At 70.7% G+C, this 8,746-nt stretch carries 8 protein-coding genes; 4 read left to right on the top strand and 4 right to left on the bottom strand.

The window, feature by feature from the left end; genetic code table 11:
* Positions 1-90: 90 nt before the first annotated feature.
* Both ACFCXS_RS39100 and ACFCXS_RS39095 read right to left on the bottom strand, forming a co-directional pair.
* Positions 91-831, bottom strand: a complete 741-nt coding sequence (locus ACFCXS_RS39100; RefSeq protein WP_376648105.1) for a hypothetical protein — start codon at positions 829-831, stop codon at positions 91-93.
* 69 nt (positions 832-900) lie between these two features.
* A complete protein-coding gene (locus ACFCXS_RS39095) occupies positions 901-1,710 on the bottom strand; it encodes a hypothetical protein (protein WP_376648104.1) in 810 nt (269 codons plus the stop codon).
* Between the two features lie 406 nt (positions 1,711-2,116).
* Between ACFCXS_RS39095 and ACFCXS_RS39090 the strand changes: the two genes are divergently transcribed.
* Positions 2,117-3,187, top strand: a complete 1,071-nt coding sequence (locus ACFCXS_RS39090) for a hypothetical protein (protein ID WP_376648103.1) — start codon at positions 2,117-2,119, stop codon at positions 3,185-3,187.
* A 7-nt stretch (positions 3,188-3,194) separates the two neighbouring features.
* Here ACFCXS_RS39090 and ACFCXS_RS39085 read toward each other — a convergent pair whose 3' ends face one another.
* Positions 3,195-3,812 carry a hypothetical protein gene (locus ACFCXS_RS39085; protein ID WP_376648102.1) on the bottom strand — a complete coding sequence of 206 codons (618 nt, stop codon included), beginning with the start codon at positions 3,810-3,812 and terminating at the stop codon, positions 3,195-3,197.
* Positions 3,813-3,857: 45 nt separating this feature from the next.
* Entirely contained in the window at positions 3,858-4,181 is a 324-nt protein-coding gene (locus ACFCXS_RS39080; RefSeq protein WP_376648101.1) for a hypothetical protein, read from the bottom strand.
* 192 nt (positions 4,182-4,373) lie between these two features.
* Here ACFCXS_RS39080 and ACFCXS_RS39075 point away from each other — a divergent pair, with 192 nt between their 5' ends.
* The 3 genes from ACFCXS_RS39075 to ACFCXS_RS39065 are packed head-to-tail and all read left to right on the top strand — an operon-like array spanning position 4,374 to position 8,699.
* On the top strand, positions 4,374-5,132 hold the full coding sequence (locus ACFCXS_RS39075) for a TnsA-like heteromeric transposase endonuclease subunit (RefSeq protein WP_376648100.1): 759 nt from the start codon (positions 4,374-4,376) through the stop codon (positions 5,130-5,132).
* 8 nt (positions 5,133-5,140) lie between these two features.
* On the top strand, positions 5,141-7,564 hold the full coding sequence (locus ACFCXS_RS39070) for a hypothetical protein (protein ID WP_376648099.1): 2,424 nt from the start codon (positions 5,141-5,143) through the stop codon (positions 7,562-7,564).
* Positions 7,536-8,699: an AAA family ATPase gene (locus ACFCXS_RS39065; protein WP_376648098.1), complete on the top strand. Its 1,164-nt coding sequence runs from the start codon at positions 7,536-7,538 to the stop codon at positions 8,697-8,699. The genes ACFCXS_RS39070 and ACFCXS_RS39065 overlap by 29 nt, the downstream gene beginning before the upstream one ends.
* Positions 8,700-8,746 lie beyond the last annotated feature (47 nt).

The raw sequence follows: 8,746 nt of genomic DNA, 5'->3' as shown, positions 1-8,746 counted from the left end.
TGCACAACCTTGCTCTCGCCGGATAGGCAAGCGGGCCGCACGGCGGCCCACCATGCCTGCGGCGACTTCAAGATCTTTGCGGGACAGCCCTTAGGGTGTCGTGCCCGGCGGTTCCAGGATTGGGTTCCAGGCGAACCAGTCCAGGTTGTCGGCGCCCAGTTCCCACGGGGCCCCCAGCAGCAGTTTCCGGGTTTCCTCGAGGTCCGCGGTGACAGGAGTGGGAGCGGGGCCGATGCGGGTCATCAAATCACCCCATGCGTGCAGGAACTCCTCGTCCTCGCCACGCAGCCGGCGCATCGCCGCTTCGACGCAGGCAGGCCATTTCGGCATACCGTAATGGTCGTCGTGAGTCCCGATGCGGGGAGAGCCGGCGAAGAGGAGGAAGTCGTCTGGCGGCAGACGCTTTTCGAAATGCCGGAACATGTCGATACGCTGTTTCACCTGTTTCTTGATCTCTCCAAGGAATCCCCAGCCGAAGTCCGTCAGGGTTCCCCCGCATCCCGGCCAGACCATGCCTCGGTCCAGGATCAGGTCCTCCAGTGCGTAGAGACGGAACGGGTCGTCGGAGCCCAGGACGTCGAACGCCTGCCGGGTGAGCCAGGTGTTGCGGGCGAACATCGTCCCGTCGTGCAGCGTCTTGCGCCGGCTGGTCGGCCGGGAAGCGTGCGCGTCCTCGATCGGGCCGTTGCGCCACACGGACAGGACGAGCCCGTGAGCCGCCGCCCACCGCAGTCCGTCCTGCGCCTTGAAGACGCCCATCTCCTCAAGGCGCTGCCGTGCCCAGTCCAGCGCATCCTGGATGTCCTCGCCCCCAGGCTGCCTCTCCCCCATGGCTCTCCGCTCCCCCTCGGTTCGTTCTTGGTGTTCCTGTACAGCCGCGCGCCACAGCGCTGCCGAACGTCAGCCCAGGCCGGGACTCGTCGACGCCTGGATGCCATTCTCTGCGGCAGCCATGCCGTCGGCCGGGTTGCTCTCCAACGGGCCGGACCGCTGGAAGGCTGCGCTGAGCGCGTGCAGTTCGGCACGGCGAGCCCGGAGGAGTTCTTCTGGTTGGCGCAGGGCGGTGTCCAGGAGCCAGACGCCACGACGGAACGGCTGGAAGCCGATGCTCTGCCACAGGGCGGCAATTTTCTTCTTCGCCTGCCGGCGGTAGGCCTCGCTGACCTGTTCACGGTCTTCGGGGTACTCGCCCATGGCGGGGTACACCGCGACCGCACAACAGCCCCCGGAAAGGCGGCGGATCGCCTCGGCTGCCAGGACAGGACCCAGCCCGAACCCCCTCCAGGCCCTGTCCAGGCTGACGCGGTCGAGCAGCAGCAGATCGCCGACGGGCTGGGTGACCGCCTTCTCGAACGCAGCGCTGTAACCGTCGCGTCCGGATCGGCCAAGGACCGCGGAGGCTATGACCTCGAGATCGCCGGACTCGGCGTCCGCGGCCTCCCACCGGTTGTCGCCCGTGTAGTCGCGCAGCCTCCACAGGATGAGGTGCCCCACCTCGGTACCCGGGGCGGGAGCGTGGCTTTCCCCGTCCTCTTCGTCGTCCCACTCCTGATCGCCCGCCAGCCCGTAGGTGACGGTGACGTACCAGGATTCCAGCGTGTCCTCAAAGTCGTAGGGCACCGCGGGGTGGCCGTGGCCGTAGTGGAGGTGGAGGCGGGCGGGGTCGCCCGGCAGTTCAGTGATCGGCCGTTTGGGCCCCGCTGATGTCATGGCTCAGAGACTAGAAGCAGGCGCTGACATCCCACCGGGAAATGGGAATCCAGGCGGCGGGCCCATCCCGGCTTCAGCCGCGAGGCCCACGGCCAGCATTTTGGATTCTTCCTTCTCACGCCTTCGTCCGCCCTGCACGGTGACGGGGTACAGCGGCGGTGGCTGCTTCCCCTCGGCCCGGCCGCCCGGCCAACAGCGGTTGCCCGGAGCAGCCCTTCGCGGAAGGTAAGTGCTGTTAGTGTGCCCGGAGTTGGGTGTTGGGATCTCTGTGACTGGTGTGTCCGGGCTCGCACTCGGGGCTGCTGCGGCATGCCCTGCGCCTCTGCGTTTGTGCCTCGCCCGGCCTGCGTGGAGGCGACATGACGGCAAGCACGCCGAGTCCTCTCAGCGGCAAGATTCCCGCAGCGTGGCGGACCGGGTGCTCTTGCAGGTCGGCTATCGGCGCGCGGCGCGCTACCGCGGCCGGGTCGATACGTCCTCAAGCGGCCTGGTACTGACCGGGGACGGAGCGCTGGCCAAGGCCGGCCAGCTGCGGGAAGACGGCTTCGATGCCGCACTGCTGGTCGACGAGGGGTGCTATCGCGTCGCCGCCGCCAGCGCGGAAGCGCCCTTCCCGAGCCTGGACAACGGGCCTGCGCCGCTGTTCGGGGATCCGCTGGAGCATCTGATGCTGGCGCACCTCGCGTTCGCCGACCTCGCGTTGACACCGACCGGGTATCTGCACGCCGGGGACACCGGCGCGCTGCAGGCGGCAGCGGCACGGGTGACGCGTCTGGACGATCCGCGGGTGGTGTTCACGGCGCCCATCGACGCCAGCTGGCTGCATCCGGGACCGGTGGAGTATCTCGCCGAGGTGCTGCACCAGGTTGAGGGGCCGAAGGCGGTCCTGGTCGGTGGCCGGCCGGACGCGCGCGGCGGCGCGGCGGGGCTGGCGCGGCTGCTGGAACTGGTGCCGGGCGTGGGGGTGCTGCGCACAGGCCTTGGCGCCTTCGGAGGTCTGGCGCGGGGGGCGGGCTTCACCGCATTCGGCGCCGACGCCAGCATGCGCCACACCGTGCCGCCGGAGCCGGCGCAAGCGGCATCGGGCGGCGGCCCGGGCAGCCCGGCCGTCCTGTTCCCGGAGCTGATGGATTTCTTCCTCGGGCTCACCCTGGCCAAGCGGTTCGACGGCGAGGCCCCGGCCTGCTCGTGCGAGGAGTGCCAGGGCGAGCCCCTGGACCGGTTCACCAGCATGGCGCAGCAGATCCCGGCCGCCGGGCACAACGCGTCCTCGCTGATGGAGTGGGCGCGGCAGCTGCGCACAGTCGACACCGCCGACCGCGCGGCGTGGTGGCAGCAGCAATGCCGGCAGGCACTGGACAACTCGGCGCTGTGGAATGCCCGGATCCAGCAGCTCCCCGGGTTCACCGTCTCCCCGGACCTGTCCGCGTGGGCGGAGCTGCCCGCGCGCCGGGCAGCTGCACGGCACGCCGGCTGACCGGGCGTCAGGGCAGGCGGGCGTGGAGCTGCTCGGTGAAGTACCAGGCGACGGGGGTATGACGGCGGGGCCGGTACGGTTCGGGCGCCAGCGCCCAGGCAAGGCCCTCGGCGGTCGGCTCCAGGACGCCGATGCCCAGGTAGGCGGCGCGCATTAGCAGGTCGTCGCGCGCATGGGCGGGCGGGTCGACGAGCAGCGCGCGGCGGGCGAACGGCTTGAAGCGGCTGGCGCGGGCCAGGCCTTTTTCCCAGTGGGTGCCGCGGGCGCGGGCAATGACCAGGTCCACGGTCAGCGGGCGTACCGCCCGCCGGCAGACATGGTCGCCAGTGAGGGTCACGGCGCCCCGGGGCAGGGCGGGAATCTGCTCGCGCAGCCGGGTGGGCAGTGAGTCCAGCCGGACCGGAAGGTCGGCGGGGAGGTCGAGCAGGACCGTGAGGTCTGCGATGCCGAGCTCTGCTGCCCCCTGGGCGCGGCGCCGCTCGCACTCGGGGTGATCGCGCCGGTAGAAGACGAGGGTGTTCCGGCTGCCCTCGATGGTCGTCTCGGCCAGCTGCGCGCCTGGACCGACCAGGGGGGCCGAGGCGTGCCGGACGAAGACCCGTGCTCCTGCTGTCGGCGCCGCCATGCCGGCCCCCTTCGACTCTGTTTGCCGTGGTTGCTGACCGGTGCGCTAGGCCGCTCCGGACGGTGCCGGGTGCTCTTGGAGCCGGGCCACAGTGGCGGCCAGTGACTGCCAGGCCTGGGCACTGCCCCAGCGCCGGTAAAAACGCCGCCGCTCCCCCGGCGCGGGCGGAACCCGCTGGACCAGACCGAGTCTGATCAGGGTGTGAACCGGCGGCAGGTAGACACTCGCCGGCACCTGCCGGGCCATGGCCAGATCCCCCAGGCAGACACCGCTGTCACCGGCGTCCGCCAGGGCGGCGATCAGTTCGGCCCGGTAGCGGTTGCCGAAGACTCCTGCCGACAGGCGCCGCAACTCCTCCGCATGCTGCATGATTTATATATCGCGAATCGCGAATCACTTGTCAAGAGAGGCGAGTTGGCGACTGCGGCGTGCCGATTGCCGCCGACCGGGCTGAGGGCGGGTCTGATGCTGTCCGGAACGCGTCGCGCGGCAGGCACGGCAAAGCGGGCCGTGTGCTATGAGGTCTGACGGACGTGTGGCCGCGCGAGGCAAGGGGCTTTCATGGCACGGGAGTTACGGGTTCTGCATCAGGACCAGTACGGGGTGCGGCGGACCCGGCCGGCCGAGCGGATGGCCGACGTACCTCTGACCGAGCGGGGCGAGGTGTGGAAGCCCTCGCGGCATCCCTCACAGCGCAGCATCGTCACCTGGTGGTGGGCGGCGACCACCCGGCGGCACGTGGGCTGCCGGTCGCTGGACCGGCTCTCCACGGCGATGCTGCTGGACTTCCACCCCGGGGTGAGCGGCTTCAGCGCCTGGTCGGGGCACCTGATCTGGCGCGAGCGGGGCCGGGAGCGGCAGCTGGTGCCGGACTTCTTCGTGCGCACCGCGGCCGGGGGCACGCTGGTGGTGGCGTGCCCGCCCCAGAAGGGGCCGAACAAGCGGTTCGAGCGGCAGCTGGCGGTGCTGCGTGAGGCGTGCGGGCAGACGGGCTGGCAGCTCGCGGTGCCTCGGCTGCCGGGGGCGGTGGCACTGGCCAATCTGCGGTGGATCTCGCGGCGGCGGCATCCGCGCTACGGCGAGGCGGGCGTGGAGGGCGCGCTGAGCGAGGCCTTCGCCCGGCCGCGGCCGCTGATGAAGGGCGTGGCGCAGTGCGGGGTGCCGCGGATGCTGGCCCTGCCCCGGCTCTACCACATGCTGTGGCACCGGCGGCTGGGCGTGGACTGGGGCGAGCCGCTCGGCCCGGGGTCGCTGGTGGGGCCGTTGGGTGCGGGCGAACCGGACGCGGTGCGCCGGCCGCTGGCGACGGAGCAGCCATGATGGCGCCCGTGAGTACGGCCGCGGTGGAGCGGGCGTCGCTGGTGGTGCGGCGCGCGCCGCGCGGAGTCCTGGTGCGCGGGGACCGGGTGCGCTGTCGCGGCAGCGTGTATGCGGTGGCGGGCCTGGACGGGGTGAGGGTGCATCTGGCCCCCGAGGGCGGTGCCCAGGCCCCGGTGTCGGTGCCGTTGGCGGTGCTGGCCTCCGCCGCGGACTTCGCGGTCCTGGACGGGGCGGGGCAGCCCCTCGCCCAGGCCGAGCTGCCCGACTTCGCTGCTCTGGAGGGCATCCCCACCGCTGCGGCGGAAGCGGCGCAGGCGTGGTGGCGAGCGGTCGTCGAGGTCGACACCGGGCTGCCTCCCGACGCGCCTGCGGGGGCGCGCCCGCGCCCCATGTACGACCCGGCCACCACCACATTCATCGAGCGCTACCAGGCCAAGGCGGCGGAGCTGCACGCGGTGCTGGGCTGGTCAGTGTCCTGGCAGACGGTGCAGGCCAAACGGCTGGCGTACCGCAAGAAGCGCACCGTGGCGGCGCTGGTGGACGGGCGCAGCACCAAGAAACAGCGGCTATACGGGCTGACCGATGCGCGGGTGGTGGACCAGCTGCTGATGCTGGTGGACCGGCAGCGGCAGCGCCTGGATACGCCCAGCGACGCGCGCAAACTGTTCAAGCAGCTGCGGCGGGCGGTGCGTGCCGCACACGGGGAGTCGGTCAAGGTGCCGGCCGAGCCGACGCTGTACAAGTTGCTGCAGCGCCTGGGCATCGACGCGCGGGATCTGAGGGCGAACCGGGGCGGTCGTCGTCCGGCCGGGGCCGGGCACGTGCCGCCGTTTTCGGTGACGTCGGCGACAATGCCGGGCGAGCTGGTGCAGATCGACTCCACCGATCTGGACATCTGGGTGCTGGGCGACGACGGTCAGCCCGCCCGGGTGGAGCTGACCTGCGCGGTGTGTGTGGCAACCCGCAGCATCATCGCCGCGGTGGTGCGCCCCAAGCAGCCGGCACGCCGGGGCAGACGCCGCAAGGGCGGCCAGGGCGGTCTGGTGGCGGCACCGCGCCGCAAGGGCCGGGCGACGAAGGCGGTGGACGCGTGCGAGCTGCTGGCCCAGGCCCTGGTACCGGCACCGATGCGGCCCGGCTTCGACGCGGCCGTCCACGCCAGCGCCTCCGCCCTGCCGTACGAGGAACTGGTTGCGGTCGACGCCCGGTTCGCGCAGGCCGCGGCCCGGCCGGTGATCATCCCGGATCTGATCGTCATCGACCACGGCACGGTGTTCGCCGGGCGGACCTTCTTCGACGCCTGCGAGTACCTGGGCATCTCGGTGCGGCCGGCGCGCAAGCGCACGGGCCAGGACAAGGCGGTCGTGGAGCGCACCTTCGGCTCCATCAAGTCGATGTTCAGCCAGCATGTGAACACTTACACCGGCAACGATCCGGTGCGGGTGCGGCGGACCGTGGACGGCGAGCGGCTGTGGACGCTGGCCGAGCTCGACGACATGCTGCAGCAGTGGATCGCGCTCGAATGGCAGAACAAGCCGCACCCCGAGCTCGCCGACCCCTATGACGCCTATCTGCCCGAGCTGACGCCGAACGAGATGTACGCCGCTTGTGTGGCCGTCGACGGATATCTGCCGATCCCGCTGACCCGCGATGACTATCTGCGGCTGTTGCCGACCGCCTGGGTGGGCGTGAGCACGCAGGGCATCCGGTTCAAGAACCGCACCTACGACAACCTTGAGCGTGATCCGAAGAAGGGGCTCAATCCCTGCCGGAATACCCGTTCGGGGCTGCGGGGCAAGAGGAAGGGCCGCTGGGAGATGCGGTACACGCCCAACGACCTGTCGAGGGTGTGGCTGCGCGACCCCGACAGGAACGAGTGGGTGGAAGCGACGTGGGTGCACCAGGACCTGGTCGGACAGCCGTTCACGCAGTTTTTGTGGGACATCGCCGCCTCCCAGCATCTCGAGCGGGGCGGCCGGATCATCGACGAGGAAGCCATCGCGCAGGCCCTCGCCGACCTGCTGGAGCGCGCCGCCCGCGGCCCGGACCAGGTCGCACGGGTACAGCTGCCCGACGGCTACACACCCGCGCCGCCGCCGGCGCCGGCTGCAGCCTTCGACCCGTATGCGGGGCGCGACCCGCTCGACCGCTCTCAACTACTGGCCCTGGACGCCGAGTCGGACGAGGATCCGCTGGCGCTGGACGACACCGGCCTGTACGCGACCGGTCAATCGCCGGCCGGTATCGACTGGGCCAGCGGGCCGGTGGCTCCGGACGCCGCGCTCGCCGCGTGGGAAGGCGCCCCGGCCGGTCAGGCAGCTGCTGAGGGCGGTGAGGACCTGGCCGCCCGCTACCGGCGGATCATCGACGACATCCGCCAGACGCACACCACCGACGACGACAGTGACGAGGACGGCGACGGCGTGGCGTGAGCCATCTGCCGGACTATCCCCGGCAGATGGCGGGCGTGCTCGGCGCTGGCAGGACGGCGGACACAAAGAGAAGAAAGGGGACGTGGTGATGGAAGCGGACAAAGCCAGCGTGGAGGAACGGCTGCTGGCCCATGTGAGCGAACCGGAGCCGCTGTTCCTGCCCCCGCCGCAACCTTTGTGGCCCGAGGACTGCTACGCCTGGCGGGCGCTGGCCGTCCGGCTGTCCAAGCCGCCGGACCTGGCCGACTGCGCGCCCGAGGGCACGAAGGTCACCGAACACGACCCGCGGCTGCTCTACCACGGGCATATGAACACGGTGATCACCCCGGCGATCACCAAAGCCTTGAAGGTGGTGGCCACACAGGTACGTGCCAACCGGCAGCGCAACCACGGCAAGGTCGGCGTCATCGTGGAAGGCCCGCGTGGCACCGGCAAGAGCGCCCTGCTGCAGTGGATCGGCGTGCACTGGGAACAGCAGCTTTCCAAGCTGTACGGGCCGGACGAGAACCGCATCCCGGTCATCACGCTGAACGTGCCACCGACGGCACGCGGTAACCGCAACTGGGCGGGCGCGTTCGCCCGTTTCCTGGGCCAACAACGCGAGGGCGGGGATCCGACCGAATCCATCATCCGTACCATGCGCGATGCTCGCACCGTGCTCGTCCTCATCGACGGCATCGAGCGGCTGCGCACCGCGGTGGAGGCGGAACTGGCGTTCCAGTACCTGGACATGATCAGCGAGGAGACCGGTGCCACGTTCATCTACTGCGGGCGCGGCGCACGCTCCATCGTCGACCCGCTTACCCGGGACAACGACACACCCCTGGAACCGAACGAACAACCGTGGGGCGATCACCCGGTGCTGCGCACCAGCCGGATCGGCTTCAGCGACGAGGAGACCCGCACGTTCGCCGTCATCGTCGACCGGTTCGACAAGAATTTGCGGCTGTACCGGCACACCCGCGGCGACCTGCTGGAGCTGTCGCAGGACCTGCATGTCCGCAGCCGCGGCAACATGCGGATGCTGTCGCATCTGATCTGCCAGGCGGCGCAGAAGGCCATCCGCTCCAAGCAGGAGCGCATCACCCCGGAGCTGTTGGACTCGATCCCACTCGGCGGTGTCGTGCACTTGTGACCTGCTCCAGCCCCACCGCCGCAGCCCACCGCCGCTCCGGGCGGCAG

Source organism: Streptomyces sp. NPDC056373, assembly GCF_042262425.1.
Taxonomy (GTDB): Bacteria; Actinomycetota; Actinomycetes; order Streptomycetales; family Streptomycetaceae; genus Streptomyces.
This window is presented reverse-complemented; position numbering and strand designations above follow the sequence as displayed.

What these genes read in the sequence shown, in the direction of transcription:
- ACFCXS_RS39100 (WP_376648105.1), bottom strand. Translation starts at nt 831, where the DNA reads ATGGGGGAGAGGCAGCCTGGGGGCGAGGACATCCAGGATGCGCTGGAC.
- ACFCXS_RS39095 (WP_376648104.1), bottom strand. Translation starts at nt 1,710, where the DNA reads ATGACATCAGCGGGGCCCAAACGGCCGATCACTGAACTGCCGGGCGAC.
- ACFCXS_RS39085 (WP_376648102.1), bottom strand. Translation starts at nt 3,812, where the DNA reads ATGGCGGCGCCGACAGCAGGAGCACGGGTCTTCGTCCGGCACGCCTCG.
- ACFCXS_RS39080 (WP_376648101.1), bottom strand. Translation starts at nt 4,181, where the DNA reads ATGCAGCATGCGGAGGAGTTGCGGCGCCTGTCGGCAGGAGTCTTCGGC.
- ACFCXS_RS39075 (WP_376648100.1), top strand. Translation starts at nt 4,374, where the DNA reads ATGGCACGGGAGTTACGGGTTCTGCATCAGGACCAGTACGGGGTGCGG.